The following is an 18,802-nucleotide window of genomic DNA, read 5'->3' on the forward strand; positions in this document are numbered from 1 at the left end:
GGCGCGTCAATTCACTCCGCCAGTTCGACGTCGCTCGCGCGCGCCTCGCCGGGCGGCGATCCGATCGACGCCGGGCCGGCAACCAGGCTGTCGAGGTCGACCAGCAGCAGATCGGCAATGTGGGTGAGCTGGTGGAGGGGGATGCTCAGCTCCCCGCTCTCGGCACGCGACACGAACTCGGGCGAGACGCCGAGATGGTTCGCGATCTGGCTCTCCGTATAGCCGCGTGCCTCGCGCGCGCTTCTGACCTGCGCGCCAATATGCTGCCGGTGCAGAGCCTGCTCTGCTTCGGTCATCATGAGGGCCTGTTCGTCCAGGCTCGCAACACCATCCGCGAACGCGACGCCGAGCAGTCTCCGCTTCTGCCATGCCACACGACAGGGCTTTCGCAGGCCGTCGGCAAAGATCAGCGTGGCCTGTTTCGGAAACGACAGCGACCAGTCGAGCTTCAGTCTTGCGCCCGTGCCTGACACGTCCGAGATCGTGCAGGGGATGCTGACGATGCCCCTGGCACCGTCAAACTCGATGATCCCCGTCCTCGCCGTGGATTGCCTGGTCGCCGCGCGCAATTCGCTCATGGACGTCGAACTCCGGATGCCCAGCACGCGCCGGCACAGAACGTTGCGGTGCGTTCAGCAAAATGAATGAAGTATCCCGCAGCTGAATTTACCTCCGGGGTTCCTCAGGCTCAATCGAGCCTGACGGGCATGGTAAAGGATTCGTTCTCCGCGCTTCCTTTCGATGTCGTCGGGTGTCCTGTCCGGTCGATCGATCGTGTTCGTCTAGAAGGATTCCAAATCCGGAGCACATGCACCTTGGGTCGCGCATGGGCGCATTCGCCGCAGTTGCTGCGCACCGCTCTGGAGAAATTCTAACGCTGTTCCTATCGCACTCCGAAATCGCCTGCGTTAGGGCGGGGCATCAAGAACGATACCGGCAAAGCCGGCAGTGCGTGGGGCCTTGCAAGACGTGACCAACTTCCAACTTCATTCGCGTTCCGACACGCGTCTTCGACAGCTTCGAGTGCTCTTCTTCGGCGCCGTCAGCACATTTTCTCTCGTCGTCCCCTTCGGTGCCGTGCAGGCGCAGACGCAAATTCCCGCGGTCTCCGTTGAAGCGCCGGCTCAGCGCGCCCGTCCCGCGGCGGTTGCTCCGTCGCGACGGTCGGCAACGACGCGCAGCTCCCGCACCAATCGGCGCGCTCCCGCGCAGCAAGCTGCGCCAACCCAGTCGGCTTCGAACGGCGCCACCGATGAACGCGCCAATGGTCCGGTGCGCGGGTTCGTCGCCACGCGAAGCGGCACCGCCACCAAGACCGATACGCCGCTGATCGAAACGCCGCAGTCGGTGTCCGTCGTCACCACCGACCAGGTCAGGAACCAGGGCGCGGTCTCGATCGGCGAAGCGTTGCGCTACACCGCCGGCGTCAGCGGCGACGTCAATGGCGGTTCGGACACCCGCTTCGGCGCCCTCCAGATCCGCGGCTTCGACACCACCATGTCGGGTCTCTACGTCGACGGCTTGCGGATCCCCTCCAGCAACTACGTGCACTTCAACGGCCTCGATCCCTACGGCGCCGAGCGCCTCGAGGTCCTCAAGGGGCCGTCCTCGGCGATGTATGGCGGCAGCGGCACCGGCGGCATCCTCAACTACGTGACCAAGCTGCCGACCGCGCAGCAGTTCGGCGAGGTCTCGGTCTCCGGCGGCAGCTTCAACCGATATCAGGGCCAGTTCGACATGGGTGGCCCCGCCAACAAGGAAGGCACCGTGCTGTGGCGCCTGACCGGCGTGGTGCGCGACGGCGAGACCCAGGTCGACTTCACCAAGGACAACCGCGTCTTCATCGCGCCGGCCGTCACCTTCAAGCCGAACGAGGACACGACGATCACGATCCTCGCCAACTACCAGAGGGACCGGGCAGGGTGGGGCCTTCAGTTCCTGCCGGCCTCGGGCACCGTGTGGCCGAACAACGGCCGCACCATCCCGGTCTCGTTCTTCGCGGGCGTACCGAGCTTCAACGCGTTCAACACCGAGATCGCAACCGCCGGCTACCAGCTCTCGCACAATTTCACCGACAACATCACGTTCCGGCAGAACCTGCGCTACGCCTATCAGCACAACGAGGAAAAGACCTTCTACGGCACGGGATATACCGACGAGGCGGCAGGGCAGCTGGGGCGTTTCGGCAGCTACAGCAACTCCTACATCAACTCCTTCGCGGTGGACAACCAGCTCCAGGGCAAGTTCACCACCGGCATCCTCAGCCATACCACGCTGGTCGGGCTCGATTATCGCAACACCACATTCCGCGACACCGCCTTTGCCGTCTCGACGTCGGCGCCGGAGATCAACGTCTTCAACCCGGTCTACAGCTATGACTGGACCATCGGCGACATGTACGACAACAAAGGCGTCAAGCAGTCGCAGCTCGGCCTCTATGCGCAGGACCAGATCAAGCTCGGCCGGCTATCGTTCCAGCTCGGCGGCCGCCAGGATTTCGTGACGACGCAGCTCGACACCAATCTCCCCACCACCAATACGTCGGCCTCGAAGGATGCCTCGGCCTTCACCGGCCGCGCCGCCGTGATGTACAATTTCGACAACGGCATCGCGCCGTATTTCAGCTATTCCGAGTCGTTTCTGCCGGTGCTCGCGACCGGTCCGTCCGGACAGATGCTCAATCCCGAAACCGGGGTCCAGTACGAGGTCGGCGTCAAATACCAGCCGCTCGGATGGAATGCGCTGTTCACCTTCGCCGCCTTCGACCTGACGCGCGACAACGTCGTCACCTTTGTGCCTGGGGCCACCTTTGCCGAACAGACCGGTCAGGTGAAATCGCGCGGCGTCGAGCTCGAAGGCACGATGTCACTCGCCGACGGCTGGAACCTGCGCGCCGCCTATGCCTATGTCGATGCCATGGTCACGCAGGATCCGGTGAATGTCGGCAAGGCGCCGGTCACCGTGCCGCTCAACCGCGCCTCGCTGTGGAGCGACTATACGCTTCAGGGCGGTCCGCTCGCTGGTCTCCAGTTCGGCGGCGGCATCCGCTATGTCGGCGCGACCTGGGGCGATGATTCCAACACATTAAAGGTGGGAGCCTCGACCATGCTGGATGCGCTGCTTGCCTACACCAGGGACAATTGGCGCCTGTCACTGAATGTCACCAATCTCGCCGACACACGCTACGTCGCCGCCTGCTACGGCCTGTCGGGCTGCATGTATGCCGAGGGACGCAAGGCGATCGGCAAGCTGACGTATCGCTGGTGAGTTCAACTGACGACGGTCCGGCAACGGGGGCCGGACCCGCTTGATGAGAGTCGAAGACGATGAGAGCGATATTCAGTCGGTTGCATCGCTGGGCGGGACTGCTCACGGCCGGATTCCTGTTCTTCTCCGGCATCACCGGCGCGATCATCTCCTGGGATCACGAGATCGACGACGTCTTGAACAGCCATTTGTTCGACGTCACCAGCAAGGGCCCGGCCATTCCCTCGATCGAGCTCGCCAAGCTGATCGAGCAGCGCGATCCCCGTGCACGCGTCGTCTACCTCTTCATGACGCCGGAGGAGGGCCACTCGCTGTGGTTCTTCGTCATGCCGCGGATCGATCCGGCAACCAGCAAGCGCTATCCGCTCGACTACAATCAGGTCTTCCTCGATCCCAACACGGGCGTCGAGCTGGGACGGCGCTACTGGGGCGCGGTATGGCCGGTGACGCGGGAGAACTTCGTCTCGTTCCTCTACAAGCTGCACTACACCATGCACATCCCGGAGTTCTGGGGCAGCGACCGCTGGGGCATGCGCCTGCTCGGAATCATCGCCATCATCTGGACCATCGACTGCTTCGTCGGCTTCTATCTGACGCTGCCGTCACGGCGCGGCGCGAAGGCCGCGCGGGCGCCGCAGGTCACGCGCCAGCTCGAACGCGGCTTCTGGGCGCGCTGGGCGCCGGCCTGGACCATCAAGACGTCGGGCAGCGCCTACCGGATCAATTTCGACATCCACCGCGCCTTCAGCCTGTGGACCTGGGGGCAGTTGTTCGTCATCGCCTTCACGGCGTTCTCGCTGAACCTCTATTTCGAGGTGTTCTCGCCGCTGATGAAGATGGTGTCGAACTATACGCCGACGCCGTATGAGCAGCGGCCGTACCGCGATCTCGACAATCCGATCGAGCCCAAGGTGACATTTGCCGACATCGCCGCGCGCGCGGCGGCCGACGGCAAGGGGCGAGGGTGGTCCACCCCGGTCGGCGCGCTAAGCTACGGTCCCGCCCACGGGGTCTATGCCGCCGCCTACTTCCATCCCGGCGACGATCACGGCGCCGGCGGCGTCGGCCCGGCGCAGCTCTATTACGACAGCGAGGACGGCCGTCCACTCGGCGAGCGGCTGCCATGGGTCGGCACCGCCGCCGATATCTTCGTGCAGGCGCAGTTTCCGCTGCATTCGGGCCGCATCGTGGGACTGTTCGGCCGCATCCTGATCTCGATCATGGGGCTGGTGGTGGCCGCGCTTTCGGTGACCGGCGTCGTGATCTGGTGGCGCAAGCGCCGCGCCCGCGTCCGCGTGCGTGAGACCGCTGCGATGCGTCTGAATAGGCAGCTCACGCCGGCGGAGTAGGGCACGCCCCTCGCCGATGAACCTTCCCGCCCGGCGCCGGCACAAAGACTGGAGATCGCTCCAGTCTGCGGACATTGAATGAGATCGCTCGCCTTGCTCTGCCTGCTCGTCTTCACGACGACCGCCCACGCGGTCGCGCCCGAGCAGCGCTATCTCGACCTGCGCGATCGCTACATTGCAAAGTTCTCCAAGGCGCCGGAGAACGACGAGACCTCGAGGCAGCACGATGCGGCGCTCAAGGAGCTGACGGGCGTGCTGCGCGAACTGGTGGGACCGGTCGCGATCAAAGGGCTGCCCGCAGAGGGCAAGTCGAACGCCGATACGCTCTTCAAGGGCGATTCCGGCTTCGGCCATCTCGACGGGCTCGGCTTCGCCTCCGAGGGCGACAAGATGCAAGCGGTGGCGACCACGACCGCGCTACTCAAGCACTGGCTGCGCGAGCACCGCGAGGACGGCATGCCGCAGGAGATCAGTGCCGCCTTTAGGTCCGATCGCTTCTACTATTATGCGATCCAGGACTCCGCCTTCGCCAAATATGCCGAGCTGCCGATCACCAAGCCTGCGGCGGCGAGCGCCGCGGTCGCCGTTCTCGGCGTGCGCGGCAATGGTGATCTGAAGGGGTCGCCGCGTGAGATCGACGTCGTCGCGATCAAGGGCGAGAAGGTCTACTTCCTCGCCGTCACCGACGCCGTGACGACGGCTGAGATTCCAGCTTGCGAGAAGGTCTGGAAGCAGATGATGGCCAGGAAGGCCCCGCAGGACAGTATGGCCCGCGAAGACCAGGCGATGGACGCCTACACAAAATGCTTCGCCAAGGAAGCGCCAAGCCAGAGCTGGTTCGCTGCGGCCGTCAGGAAGGCGCAGGGCCAGCTCGAGTTGCTGCCGCTGCGCTAGAGCGCACTGCCGCCAAGATTCCAGCCGCGGCCGCCCTCGCCAAAGATCTCGTATCCCGTCGCCGTCACCGCGACCGTGTCCTCGAGCTTGATGAAGCCGCGCTTCGGATGCTTCATCGTGGTCTCGATCGACACCACCATGCCGGGCTCGAGCGGCAGCCGAGCGTCCGTGTCGTCATAGGGAACCGGACCTGTGGCGGTCAGGCGAGGAGCCTCGTGGCTGACGAGGCCCATGCCGTGGGCCAGGAAATCCGTGCAGTCGCGCTGCGTGATCTGGGCGAGCTGCCGCTCGGCCGCGACATAGATGTCACCGCCCATGGCGCCCGGACGGACTGCGGCGAAAGCGGCGCGCTGCACCGCCTCGATCTCGGCCAGACAGTCCTTCAGCTCGGCATCCGGATCGCCCAGCACGGCCATGCGGGCGAGGTCGCCGATATAGCCGTGATAATTGCCGCCGGAATCGAGCGACAGCACCTCGCCTTGCTCCCAGCGCTGCCCCGACGGCGCCCGGTTGTGGCTGTTGCCGCAGGCCAGCAGGCAGTATTCGAAGGTGAGCCCGCGGTTGACCTCGGCGACGCGCAAGCCGTCCGACAATTGCTGCTTGGTCGTGCCGGGACCGTGCCCGGCGATCACCTCCAGCATCGCGGCAATCACCAGTTCGGATGCCGTCTTCAGCTTGGCCAGCTCGCCCGCGGACTTGACCGCACGCAGACGCTCCAGCACCAGCAGCGCGTCCTTGAGCTCGGCGCCGGGCAGGGCGTCGGCAAGCGCCCGGCCCGCATCCATGGGCAGGAACGCCATCTCGACCCGACCCGCTTCATCGGCACGCAGGCGTCCTTCAAGGCCGCGACGCCCCGCATGATCGCGTCGACCGAGCCGCTGGACTCGGTCCGGACCTGCGGCACCCAGGGCGGTGCCACGGCGCGCTGATGGGTCTCCAGGCGGTGGCCGACATAGACGGATTTTTCCGGCGCGCCCTTGGGATAGACCAGGACCGGCAGATAGCGGCTGACGCCCATGGCATCCATGTAGTCGAAGAAGATCGCGCGCTCGGCCCCGAGCAGGTACTGGACATTGTGCTTGGAGGTCGCGACCAGGACGTCGAGGCCGGCTGCTTCCATCAGGCGGTCGAGTTTGGCGGCATCGAATGGAATGGCGCGCGAGCTGTTCGCGCGAACAACGTTCTCCTGCATGACGAACCTCCCATTGTTACCGTGCGGCACTCCTTGTTGGATTGTGCTTCGTTGCATTGTGCATTGTGCTTCGCCGGCACGGCGGATCTTGGACGGCCGGCACGATTTTGACCAATGCCGAAATGATATGGCGCCACCGCCGGGAGTGCAGGACCACGCAAGCTCGCGTGACCTTGAGTTTCCGTGCGCGGCGGTTCACCAACTCGTGGTCAAATTGCGCGCTTCATTACCGCGAAGTAACGCCGCGCGGCTTTCACTTCCGACGTCCAAGTTCTAAGTCCTCCTTCAACCGCGATACCGGCCGCGCGAAGCCGGGAACGCGGCCAGGGTTCATTGAGCGGATATTCGTCGACCCTCGAGCCAAGAACATCCAGGAGGCGCAGGAGGCTGGGCCGCGCGGAAAATTCCGCGTGCAACGCCTTGCTGCTGATCTGGATGCCGCGTGGCCGCAAACGGTCGCCGCGGAACGAGGAGTGCTCGATGGGTATCGTTCGTTTCGCTCTGCGATTTCCTCACACGTTCTACGTGGTCGCCGCGCTGATCCTGTTCCTGGGCGCCGTCACCATATTTGCGATGCCGACGGACATCTTCCCCGATATCGACATTCCGGTCGTAACCGTGATCTGGAGTTACACCGGCCTGAGCACGCCGGAGATGGAGCAGCGTGTCACCACCTACAGCCAGTACTCGATCAGCTCGAACGTCAACGGAATCAGGAATATCGAAGCGCAGACGATGGCCGGTCTGTCGGTGCAGAAGATCTACTTCCAACCCGACGTCAACCTCGACCTCGCTATCTCGCAGATCGTCTCCGCCACCAATGCGATCCGCGCGCTGATGCCGCCCGGCATCCAGGCGCCGGTCGTCGTGCAGTTCAACGCCTCGAGCGTGCCCGTGCTCCAGATCAGCCTGAGCTCCGATACGCTCAGCGAGCAGCAGCTCTACGACTACGGTATCTATCGCATCCGTCAGCAACTGGCGCCGATCCCCGGCATCACGCTGCCGACGCCCGCGGGCGGAAAATACCGGCAGATCATGGTCGATATCGATCCCGCCAAGCTGGTCGCGAAAGGGCTGACGCCACTCGACGTCGTCAATGCGGTCAACGCCCAGAACCTGACGCTGCCGGCCGGCACCGCGAAAATGGGCGACAAGCAATATGTCGTCCGCACCAACGCGACGCCGCCTTCGATCGCGGACCTCAACGATATCCCGATCAAGGTCGTGAACGGCGCCACCATCTTCGTCAAGGACGTCGGGCAGGTTCACGATGGCTGGCTGGTGCAGCAGAACGTGGTGCGCCAGAACGGCCGTCGTTCGGTCCTGCTCAGCATCATCAAGAACGGCAACGCCTCGACCGTCAGCGTGGTCAAGGCGGTCCACAAGGCGCTCGAGGCCGCGCGCGCGGCAGCGCCTCCGGGCATGCAGATCAACGAGTTGTTCGATCAGTCGGTGTTCGTCAAGCAATCGGTGGAAGGCGTGCTGCGCGAGGGCGCCATCGCCGCCGGACTGACCGCGCTGATGATCCTCCTGTTCCTGGGATCATGGCGCTCGACGCTCGTGGTCATGATCTCGATTCCGCTGTCGATCCTCACCTCGCTGATCGTGCTCCATTTCCTCGGCGAAACCCTCAACACCATGACGCTGGGCGGGCTGGCGCTGGCCGTGGGCATCCTCGTCGACGATTCCACCGTCACGATCGAGAACACCCATCGCCTGCTGACCGAGGAGGGGATGCCGCTGCCGCAGGCGACGCTGCACGGCGCGGCCGGCATCGCTGTTCCCACACTCGTCTCGACGCTTGCGATCAGCTGCGTCTTCACCTCCGTCGTCTTCCTGGAGGGACCGGCCAAATATCTGTTCACGCCGCTCGGCCTTGCCGTGGTTTTCGCAATGCTGGCATCCTACGGCCTGTCCAGGACATTGACGCCGATCATCATCGGCCTACTGCTCAAGGGCGAGCGCCACGATGCACCCGGCACCGCGCCGCGCGGACCGTTCGGGCGCTTTCACGCGGCGTTCGAGCGCAATTTCGAGACGATGCGCCATGCCTATTCGCGCTCGCTGACCGGATTGATCGAGCATCGCTTCATCATTCCGGCCGGAATGGCCGCCATTCTGGTCCTTGGTGTCGTGCTGTTCCCGCTGGTCGGCCGGGATTTCTTTCCGTTGATCGACGGCGGACAGATCCAGCTCCACGTGCGCGCACCGGCAGGTAGCCGTATCGAGAACACGGAGAAGACCTTCCAGCAGGTCGAGGACAAGATCCGCCAGGTCATTCCGGACAGGGACCGTGCGCTGATCGTCGACAATATCGGCTTGCCCGCGCGCTCCTATAATCTGGCGTTCAGCGACGGCTCGACCATCGGCGTCAATGATGGCGTGATCCTGATCTCGCTGAAGGAGGGGCACCAGCCCACGGCCGACTACGTGCGCAGGCTGCGCGAGATCCTGCCGGCCGCGTTTCCGGAAGACACGTTCTACTTCCAGGCCGCAGACATCGTCACCCAGATCCTCAATTTCGGGCTGCCGGCCCAGATCGACGTGCGCACCGTCGGCTACGACAAGGCCAACAACCTGAAGGTCGCCAACGAATTGCGCCAGCGCATTGCGGCGATCCCGGGGATCGCCGACGCCCACCTTCAGCAAGAGGTGAACGCACCGGCCTTCTACGCGGATATCGACCGCACCCGTGCGGCGCAGCTCGGCCTCAACGCCGATACGATCGCGACCAATCTCAATGTCAGCCTGAGCTCCTCGGAGCAGGTGACACCGAACTTCTGGACCGACCCGACATCCGGCATTCCCTATTATTTCGCGGTGCAGACGCCCGAGCGCCAGATCAGCTCGCTCAACGACCTCGCCAACACGCCGGTGTCGACGTCGCTGGCGTCAGCACAGAGCGATACCCCAATTCCCGGCATGCTCAGCAACGTCACCACGTTCCGGCGCAGCACGATCCCGACCAACACCAACCAGGCCAATGTGCAGCCTGTCTACGAGGTCTATGCCAGCGTCCAGGGCCGCGATCTCGGCAGCGTGGCGAGCGAGATCAGCAAGGTCACGGCGGACCTCCAGAAGCAGCTCAAACCCGGCAACACCATTCAGGTGACTGGCCAGATCCAGAGCATGAACAGCGCTTTCATCAATCTCGGCACCGGCCTGCTGTTCGCAGCCGTGCTCGTCTATCTGCTCATGGTCGTGAACTACCAGAATTTCGGCGACCCCTTTGTCGTCATTCTGGCCTTGCCGGCAACGCTGTGCGGCATCCTGACCATGCTGTTCATCACCGGCACGACCCTCAACGTCCCATCGCTGATGGGAGCGATCATGGCGGTCGGCGTCGCCTCGGCGAATTCGATCCTGCTCGTGACCTTTGCCAGGGAGCAGCAGCTTGCAGGCAAGACCGCCTTCGAGGCTGCGATCGAGGCCGGCCATACCCGGATCCGGCCCGTGCTGATGACGGCGGCCGCGATGATCGTCGGCATGATCCCGATGGCGATCGGCGCGGCCGGCGAGGAGCAGAACGCCGCACTGGCCCGCGCCGTCATCGGCGGGCTCTTGTTTGCAACGCCGACCACGCTGCTGGTCGTGCCCTACCTGTTCGCGATGCTTCGCAAGGGCAACGACGGCAAGACACATCACGGGGTATTTGACGAGGTGCTGGAATGAACTTCAACGGACCAATCGAGCCGGAGCGCGTGACAGAGACGGACCGGGGCCGGGACGTCGCACCGCGGCAGCACGCGCGTCGTCGGGGAGGGCGCCTCGCCGGCTTCGGCCTGATCCTCGTGGCCGGCACGGCGCTGGCGTCGGGTGCATGGAGCCACTATGCGGAGCGACGCCAGGTGCTCGCGACGGCCGAGCAGGCGCGTGACTTCGTGCCGCAGGTCCGTGTCACCACCGTCGAGCCCAGCGACACGAACGAGGTCGTGAAGCTGCCGGCGACGACCTCCGCCTTTGCCAGCGCCAACATCTTCGCCCGGGCCAGCGGCTATATCGCCACCCGCGCGGTCGATATCGGCGACCAAGTCAAGGCAGGCCAGTTGCTCGCCGAAATCGTCGCCCCCGAGCTCGATCACCAGATCGCCCAGGCCGAAGCGACGCTTGCCCAGCTCAACTGGTCGTTCCAGCAGGCCCAGGCGAACCGCGAGCTCGCCAAGGTCACCTGGGACCGCGATCGGCCGCTGGTCGACAAGGGATGGGTCACGGCGCAGCAGGGCACCATCGACGAGCAGACTCTCAAGGCCCAGGAGGCCGCGGTGTCGGTGGCCCAGGCCAATATCAGGGCGGAGGAGGCGCAGTTGCAGGTGCTTCGCCAGCAAAAGCTCTATCAGCGCGTGGTGGCCCCGTTCGATGGCGTCATCACCCAGCGCAACATCGACGTCGGCAGCCTGGTCCAGGCCGACGCGACCTCGGGCACCTTCATGTTCACGCTCCAGCAGGGCAATGTGATCCGTACCCAGGTGTTCGTGCCGCAGGACGCCGCCTTCGGCCTCAAGCCCGGCATAACCGCGGTGGTCCATGTGCCGGAGATGCCGGACCGGACCTTTCCAGGCACCGTGACCCGCATTGCGGACGCGCTCCAGCCGGGATCGCGGACGCTGCTCACCGAGGTCGACATTCCCAATCCCGACGCTGCGCTCACGTCGGGGATCTACTGCACCGTGGAACTGCGCATCCCACGCCGGACCCCAAGCTTCCGGATCTCTGCCGACGCCGTGATCTTCAACGCCGGCGGCATGCAGGTCGCCGTGGTGGACAATGGCGTCGTGCACCTCAGGAAGATCGACGTGCTGCGCGACCTCGGCCGCGAGCTCGAGGTCGACAGCGGCGTCAAACGTGGCGACCAGATCATCCTCAATCCATCCGTCGATCTCGCCGACGGCGCCAAGGTCCGAGCCCAACCGACAACGACCGTGTCGTAGCCCGTAAGGGCAGGATTGGCGCGAGAGGCGAGCAGCCTGGATGCCGCCATGAGCCCATGGCCACCCATATCCATGATTCGCATAAGGTATATTATGGAATATATTTATATACAATCAGATCAAATATTTAGACGGAATTCCTGACATCCCGGCTTCGCTCCAGCGCGATTTTCGGCCCGACCCTCGAACGTCGTCCCAGCTCTTGACGGCTACTGTGCATGGGGTTGTTTTTCGCGTTTTTGAATCCGGCTCCATGTGCCGAAAGCGATATTGCCGTGACGTTGTCCGGCTGCAATAAGCGAGGCTTCGCGAGATCGCAGATGACCTTCCGACGTGACCTCCGTATAGGTCTGCATCTCAGAACAACAACAAACCTTCCGAGGAAGCAGACCCATGAGCTTTTCCCGACGCACGCTTCTCAAGGCCTCCGCCGCAACCGCGGTCCTGGGCGGCCTCGGTGCGCCCCATGTGGCCCGCGCCCAGAGCGCCGAGTTCAGCTACAAATACGCCAATAACCTGCCGGACACCCATCCGCTGAACGTGCGCGCCAAGGAGATGGCGGCGGCGATCAAGAGCGAGACCAACGGCAAGTTCGACCTCCAGATCTTCCCGAACAACCAGCTTGGCTCCGACACCGACATGCTGAGCCAGATCCGCTCCGGCGGCGTCGAATTCTTCACGCTGTCGGGCCTGATCCTGTCGACCCTGGTGCCGGCCGCGTCCATCAACGGCATCGGCTTCGCGTTCCCGGACTACGACACGGTCTGGAAGGCCATGGACGGCGATCTCGGCGCCCATGTCCGCGGCGAGATCAAGAAGGCCGGCCTCGAGGTGATGGACAAGATCTGGGACAACGGCTTCCGCCAGACCACGTCCTCGACCAAGCCGATCACCGGTCCCGACGACCTCAAGGGCTTCAAGATCCGGGTGCCGGTGTCGCCGCTGTGGACCTCGATGTTCAAGGCGTTCGATGCGGCGCCCGCCTCGATCAATTTCAGCGAGGTCTATTCCGCGCTCCAGACCAAGATCGTCGAGGGCCAGGAGAACCCGCTGGCGATCATCTCGACCGCAAAGCTCTACGAGGTGCAGAAATACTGCTCGCTGACCAACCACATGTGGGACGGCTTCTGGTTCCTGGCCAATCGCCGCGCCTGGAGCGCGCTGCCGGAAGATGTGCGCACCATCGTCGCCAAGAACATCAATGCCGCGGCGGTCAAGGAGCGCGAGGATACCGCCAAGCTCAATGCCAACCTCCAGCAGGAGCTCGCGGCCAAGGGCCTGACTTTCAACCAGCCCACGGTTGCGCCGTTCCGTGACAAGCTGCGGACCGCCGGCTTCTATGCCGAGTGGAAGGGCAAATATGGCGATCAGGCCTGGGACCTCCTGGAGAAGGCCGTCGGCAAGCTCTCGTAACGCGTTGGGGCCGTCATGGCTCATATCGAGGTTGAGGTGACCGAAGTGGCGGGCGAGGTGGCTGTTCAGTCCCCTCGCCGATCCTCACTGCTGGCTTCGCTCGAACGCGTCCTCGGCTTCGCCGTCGAAATCCCGGCTGCGACCCTGGTGGTCGCCGAGATCGTGATCCTGTTTGCCGGCGTGGTCGCACGCTACGGCCTGCACCGGCCGCTGATCTGGTCGGATGAGCTCGCCTCGATCCTGTTCCTGTGGCTGGCCATGCTGGGCGCGGCGGTCGCATTCCGCCGCTCCGAGCACATGCGCATGACGGCAATTGTCGCGAGCGCCAGGCCGGCCACGCGCGCCTATCTGGACGTGGTCGCGACCTGCGCGGCGCTGGCGTTCCTAGCGCTGATCGTCTGGCCATCCGCCGAATACGCCTACGAGGAAAGCTTCATCACCACGCCGGCGCTCCAGATCTCGAACATGTGGCGCGCCGCGGCCTTGCCGGCCGGCATCTGCCTGATGGCGGTCTTCGCGCTGCTGCGGCTGCTGCGCGCCGCCGATTACCGCATGGTGCTGACGGCGGTGATAACAGTTGCCGTCATCGTCGGTCTATTCTGGCTGGCGCAGCCTTATCTGCGGCCGCTCGGCAACCTCAACCTCGTCATCTTCTTCGTCGGCGTCGCCGGCTTCTGCGTCTTTGCCGGCGTTCCCATTGCGTTCGGCTTCGGCCTTGCGATCTTCGGCTATCTGGCGCTGACCACGCGCACGCCGGTCATGGTGCTGATCGGGCGGATGGACGAGGGCATGAGCCATCTCATCCTGCTCTCGGTGCCGCTGTTCGTGTTTTTGGGGTTATTGATTGAAATGACCGGCATGGCGCGGGCCATGGTGGCGTTCCTGGCGAGCCTGCTGGGGCATGTCCGCGGCGGCCTGCATTACGTGCTGGTCGGTGCCATGTACCTGGTCTCCGGCATTTCCGGCGCCAAGGCCGCGGACATGGCCGCGGTTGCGCCCGTGCTGTTCCCGGAGATGAAACAGCGCGGCGCCCGCCCCGGCGACCTAGTCGCGCTTCTTGCGGCCACGGGAGCCCAGACCGAGACCATTCCGCCGAGCCTCGTGCTGATCACGATCGGCTCGGTCACCGGCGTCTCGATCGCGGCGCTGTTCACCGGCGGCCTGCTGCCCGGCGTCGTGCTCGCCGTCACGCTCTGCATGCTGGTGTGGTGGCGCTACCGCCATGAGGACATGAGCCATGTCCGCCGCGCCACGGGCAGCGAGATCGGCAAGACCTTCGTCGTCGCCCTGCCCGCGCTCGCGCTGCCCTTCGTGATCCGCTACGCCGTGGTCGAGGGCATCGCCACTGCCACCGAAGTCTCCACCATCGGCATCGTCTACGGCGCCCTGGTCGGCCTCCTGGTCTATCGCCGCTTCGACTGGCGGCGGCTGTTTCCGATGCTGGTCGAGACCGCGGCGCTGTCGGGCGCCATCCTCCTGATCATCGGCACCGCCACCGGTATGGCCTGGGGCCTGACCCAATCCGGCTTCTCGCGCTCGCTGGCGGCGGCCATGACGGGATTGCCGGGCGGCTCGGCGACCTTCATCGCCGTGTCCATCCTGGCCTTCACCATCCTCGGCAGCGTGCTGGAGGGCATCCCGGCGATCGTGCTGTTCGGGCCGCTGCTGTTTCCGATTGCCCGCGCAGTCGGCGTGCACGAGGTGCACTATGCGATGGTGATCATTCTGGCCATGGGTATCGGGCTATTCGCCCCGCCCTTCGGCGTCGGCTATTATGCCGCCTGCGCCATCGGACGCGTCGACCCGGCCGAAGGCATCAGGCCGATCTGGGGCTATCTGCTGGCGCTGCTGGTGGGATTGATCATCGTCGCGATCTTCCCGTGGATCTCGATCGGATTTCTTTGAAGCGCTTTGAGGAGGGTGTCGATGAGCGAGCGGCAGAACCCGTACAATATCGGCCTCGACAAGACGCCCGCCAACTACGTGCCGCTGAGCCCGCTGAGCTTTCTCGCGCGCAGCGCCGCGGTCTATCCCGATCACGTCAGCACGGTCTACGAAGGCCGCACCTTCTCCTGGGCGCAAACCTATGAGCGCTGCCGGCGCTTTGCGTCTTACCTTGCAGGCAAGGGCATCGGCGTCGGCGACACCGTCGCGGCAATGCTGCCGAACATCCCGGCGATGAACGAGGTGCACTTCGCGGTGCCGATGACCGGCGCCGTACTCAACGCGCTCAACATCCGCCTCGATGCACCTTCGATCGCGTTCCAGCTCGATCATGGCGGGGCCAGGATCATCCTGGTCGATCCCGAGTTTTCGGGCGTGATCACCGATGCGCTGGCGCAGATGAGCGGACCGAAGCCGTTCGTGATCGACGTCGACGATGCCGCCTTCAAGGGCGGCAAGCGTATCGGCGAGATCGAATATGAGGCCGCCGTCGCGCAGGGCGCCCCTGATTTCACCGCGATCCCGCCCAGGGACGAATGGGACGCGATCGCGCTGAGCTACACCTCGGGCACGACTGGCAATCCCAAGGGCGTTGTCACCCATCATCGCGGCGCTTATCTCAACGCCGTCAGCAACATCCTTGCCGGCAATCTCGGCCAGCATCCGGTCTATCTCTGGACGCTGCCGATGTTCCATTGCAACGGCTGGTGCTTCCCGTGGACCATCGCGGCCTCAGCCGGCATCAATGTCTGCCTGCGCAAGGTCGAGCCGACCAAGATCTTCGAGCTGATCAAACTGCACGGCGTCACCCACATGTGCGGCGCGCCGATCGTCTACAACACGCTGATCAATGCGCCCGATGCCCCGAAGGGCAATGCCGCCCGCCGCGTCGTCGGCCTGATCGCCGGCGCGGCGCCACCCGTTGCGGTGCTCGAAGGCGCAGAAAACATCGGCATCAAGCTGACGCATGTCTACGGCCTGACCGAAGTGTACGGCCCCGCCTCCGTCTGCGCCGAGCAGCCCGGCTGGGACGAGCTTCCGCCGGCCGAACGCGCACGGATGAAGCGCCGGCAGGGCGTGCCCTACCCGCTCGAGGAAGGCGTCACCGTCATCGATCCGCAGATCATGCAGGAGGTGCCGCGCGACGGCGAGACCATCGGCGAGGTCATGTTCCGCGGCAACATCGTGATGAAGGGCTACCTCAAGAACGAGAAGGCCACGAAGGAAGCCTTCGAGGGCGGCTGGTTTCACACCGGCGATCTCGGCGTGCTCGACGAGCACGGCTACGTCATCATCAAGGACCGCTCCAAGGACATCATCATCTCGGGCGGCGAGAACATTTCCTCGGTTGAGGTCGAGGACATCCTCTACAAGCACCCGGCCGTGCTGTTCGCCGCCGTCGTCGCCAAGCCCGATCCGAAATGGGGCGAGGTGCCCTGCGCCTTCGTCGAGCTGAAAGACGGCGCCAGTGCGACCGAAGCCGAGATCATCGCCTTCTGCCGCTCGCAGATGAGCGGCTTCAAGACGCCGAAGGCGGTCGTGTTCGGGCCGATCCCGAAGACGTCCACGGGCAAGATTCAGAAATTCCTGCTGCGCAACGCGGTCGGCTCGGTGAAGGCGATCTCGGCCTGAGCTGATCCATGGATCGGCCTAGGCATTGAGGGGTTGCTACCGGTCGCCAATCCCCTCTCCGATCCTGACTGGTTGCAGGTCTGCAACCGCTCCCTCCAATATAGTTGCCACTTCCAGCAGCGAGATCACCAAGCGCGGCATCCGCCTGAGCCTTTCATCGACCGCGACGGCAAACAGATCGTTCCGCTTCCGGCTACCTAGCAATCGCCATCGTCCAAAGCTGATCTTGTGGATGTTCCCGGAGACAAATCCGACGGACGCCCACAACTGCTTCGATTCGAGCAGGAGCTCGCCGGCCATCCGATCCATGACGGTCACGATTGCGATCAGATCTTCGGTCACGCCCGCCGAACCGGGCGCACGGCTTCCCGGATTGTTGTCACGTGAACTCCGCTCGCACGGGATCCTCGATAACGAACTGGCTTGCAATTTACTAAGTTTGTCCGCAAGCGCGGCGAACCGAGAGCGAGCGGCACGGACGAGATCTTCCAGGAAAGACAGATTGGTCTGCGCCGACGCCGACATGACGTGCGGTTTGATCGTTGTGAAATACATCAATGCTCCAGATGCGGCCGGCGTGAAAGTCGAAGTGTTGCCGAACTCTAGGGGCACCCGACCGGTAACGCTTGAACATCCTGAGCCACGATTGATCAAAACCAGCCTGCAAGGAAATCAGGCCAGGGCATCAAAATGGAACGCAGACTGGCCGATCGTCTTCGGCCGCGCTTCGGCTTGCGAAACTATTTGCAACGATCCGCAAGCCGAACGCCGGCCTCGTCAAGATCGCAGCAAAGAGCGATATCGCTTCCTCCGAGACCGATCCTGCAAAGCCGATTTTGGGACGGCGTTACTTTCTTCCCATAACCGTCCTTATGAGTGTTTCTGAGAGCCGGATCACAAGATCCTTCAACCTGCTGTTCTCGGACTTGAGATTTTCAAGCGACAGCTTCAGAGAGTCTCGATTGAATTGATCGATCGATGGTGACTTATCTTTCTCGTGTGGTTCCATGGCGCCCTCGGGTCATCTAGGGAAGCGCTGCGCGTTTGCAATTGTGCAAGCTTGCAACTATAGATAGATCGCTTTGACGTGCATTAACTGCTCCGGAGGCAACCCGATGCGAACCTGACTTTAAGGACGGCCGCCCCCTGGCGCTTGAATGTCTTGAGCCACGATTGATCAAAACCAGCCTGCAAGGAGGCACGACAACGGGACCGAATGCAGATTGGACCAATCGTCTCCGAGCGCGCATTGGGAGCAGATGATGAGCGACGACGGTCTCTACGGCGATCGGCTTGCGAAGCTATTTCCAATGATCCGCGAGCCGAGCACGGGCCTCGTCAAGTCGCTACAGAAAGGAACGTTCGCCGCGGTGCGGATGGCATATTCCGGACCGGTCGGCGATCCGACGCTGCCGTCCCCTCCCGACGAGGCCTTTGCGCTTTGCCTTCGGCTGCAACATCAAAGAGCCGAGACGTGGGTGGATGGCCGCTACGCGCCCAAGGGCGCGTTGAAGGACGAGACGAGCATCTACGATTTGCGATGTGAGACGATCGTTCACTTCCAGGATCCGTTCGACTTCCTTTACCTGTATCTGCCGCACAACGCGCTGAATGAGCTGGCGAACGAGCTTGACGTTGGTCGCGTTGAGTATGACGTTGTCGCGGGCGCGAGCTTCCTCGATCCAATCCTGGCTCATCTGGGCGGCTGCCTTCTGCCGATGCTGGAAAGGCCGCACGAGGCCAACGAGCTGTTCGTGGGCCACGTCGCGATGGCGCTCAATGTTCATTTCCTCAAGAGATATGCCGTCAGCCACCCTCGCAATCGCTCCTGCCGCAGCGGATTGGCGCCATGGCAACTTCGGACGGCGAAGGCACTCATCCGTGCGAATCTCGATGGCGAGATCGCGTTGGCACGAATCGCCAGCGAGTGCGGCGTGTCAGCCGCCCACTTTGCCCGGGCTTTCAGAGTCAGCACGGGAATACCGCCGCACCGATGGTTGATGAATCAGCGTATCGAGCAAAGCAAGGTTCTACTGGCAGACTCGACGCTGTCACTCACCGAGATTGCGATCAAATGTGGCTTCGCGGATCAGAGCCACTTTACCAGAGCATTCTCGGCGGCAATGGGCGCCACGCCAGGACGCTGGCGATTGGTTCGCAAAGGCTGATCCTTGCAGGGCCGA

General features: G+C 63.8%; 11 protein-coding genes and 1 pseudogene. 9 read left to right on the forward strand and 3 right to left on the reverse strand.

The window, feature by feature from the left end; genetic code table 11:
• Window positions 1–11: 11 nt before the first annotated feature.
• Window positions 12–578, reverse strand: coding sequence for a helix-turn-helix domain-containing protein (locus tag XI08_RS18140; protein WP_271575431.1), 567 nt, complete (start codon window positions 576–578; stop codon window positions 12–14).
• Window positions 579–1,272: 694 nt separating this feature from the next.
• Here XI08_RS18140 and XI08_RS18145 point away from each other — a divergent pair.
• From XI08_RS18145 to XI08_RS18155, 3 genes are all read left to right on the forward strand, one after another.
• Window positions 1,273–3,267 carry a TonB-dependent siderophore receptor gene (locus tag XI08_RS18145; protein ID WP_271575476.1) on the forward strand — a complete coding sequence of 665 codons (1,995 nt, stop codon included), beginning with the start codon at window positions 1,273–1,275 and terminating at the stop codon, window positions 3,265–3,267.
• 59 nt (window positions 3,268–3,326) lie between these two features.
• Entirely contained in the window at window positions 3,327–4,616 is a 1,290-nt protein-coding gene (fsrB, locus tag XI08_RS18150) for a siderophore utilization protein FsrB (protein WP_271575432.1), read from the forward strand.
• A gap of 78 nt (window positions 4,617–4,694) precedes the next feature.
• Complete coding sequence (locus XI08_RS18155) at window positions 4,695–5,510, forward strand: hypothetical protein (RefSeq protein ID WP_271575433.1); 816 nt, start codon at window positions 4,695–4,697, stop codon at window positions 5,508–5,510.
• On the opposite strand, the pseudogene XI08_RS18160 reads toward XI08_RS18155, so the two are convergent.
• Window positions 5,507–6,702 (reverse strand): annotated as a pseudogene (locus XI08_RS18160) (M24 family metallopeptidase). The gene XI08_RS18155 and the pseudogene XI08_RS18160 sit on opposite strands and share 4 nt — an antisense overlap.
• Before the next feature lie 480 nt (window positions 6,703–7,182).
• Here XI08_RS18160 and XI08_RS18165 point away from each other — a divergent pair.
• The 5 genes from XI08_RS18165 (at window position 7,183) to XI08_RS18185 (ending at window position 16,619) form a co-directional block, all read left to right on the forward strand.
• Window positions 7,183–10,374: an efflux RND transporter permease subunit gene (locus XI08_RS18165; protein WP_271575434.1), complete on the forward strand. Its 3,192-nt coding sequence runs from the start codon at window positions 7,183–7,185 to the stop codon at window positions 10,372–10,374.
• Window positions 10,371–11,630 (forward strand): efflux RND transporter periplasmic adaptor subunit, encoded by a 1,260-nt coding sequence (locus tag XI08_RS18170; RefSeq protein WP_271575435.1) that lies wholly within the window; start codon window positions 10,371–10,373, stop codon window positions 11,628–11,630. Before XI08_RS18165 ends, XI08_RS18170 begins: the two co-directional genes overlap by 4 nt.
• 393 nt (window positions 11,631–12,023) lie before the next feature.
• Window positions 12,024–13,043 (forward strand): TRAP transporter substrate-binding protein, encoded by a 1,020-nt coding sequence (locus tag XI08_RS18175; RefSeq protein WP_027542794.1) that lies wholly within the window; start codon window positions 12,024–12,026, stop codon window positions 13,041–13,043.
• A 15-nt stretch (window positions 13,044–13,058) separates the two neighbouring features.
• On the forward strand, window positions 13,059–14,948 hold the full coding sequence (locus tag XI08_RS18180; RefSeq protein WP_271575436.1) for a TRAP transporter large permease: 1,890 nt from the start codon (window positions 13,059–13,061) through the stop codon (window positions 14,946–14,948).
• Between the two features lie 21 nt (window positions 14,949–14,969).
• Window positions 14,970–16,619 carry an acyl-CoA synthetase gene (locus XI08_RS18185; RefSeq protein WP_271575437.1) on the forward strand — a complete coding sequence of 550 codons (1,650 nt, stop codon included), beginning with the start codon at window positions 14,970–14,972 and terminating at the stop codon, window positions 16,617–16,619.
• 36 nt (window positions 16,620–16,655) lie between these two features.
• Here XI08_RS18185 and XI08_RS18190 read toward each other — a convergent pair whose 3' ends face one another.
• Window positions 16,656–17,174: a hypothetical protein gene (locus XI08_RS18190; protein ID WP_271575438.1), complete on the reverse strand. Its 519-nt coding sequence runs from the start codon at window positions 17,172–17,174 to the stop codon at window positions 16,656–16,658.
• Between the two features lie 707 nt (window positions 17,175–17,881).
• Here XI08_RS18190 and XI08_RS18195 point away from each other — a divergent pair.
• Window positions 17,882–18,787: a helix-turn-helix domain-containing protein gene (locus XI08_RS18195; RefSeq protein ID WP_271575439.1), complete on the forward strand. Its 906-nt coding sequence runs from the start codon at window positions 17,882–17,884 to the stop codon at window positions 18,785–18,787.
• Window positions 18,788–18,802: the final 15 nt, after the last annotated feature.

The organism is Bradyrhizobium sp. CCBAU 11361 (genome assembly GCF_028128935.1).
Classification (GTDB): Bacteria; Pseudomonadota; Alphaproteobacteria; order Rhizobiales; family Xanthobacteraceae; genus Bradyrhizobium; species Bradyrhizobium niftali.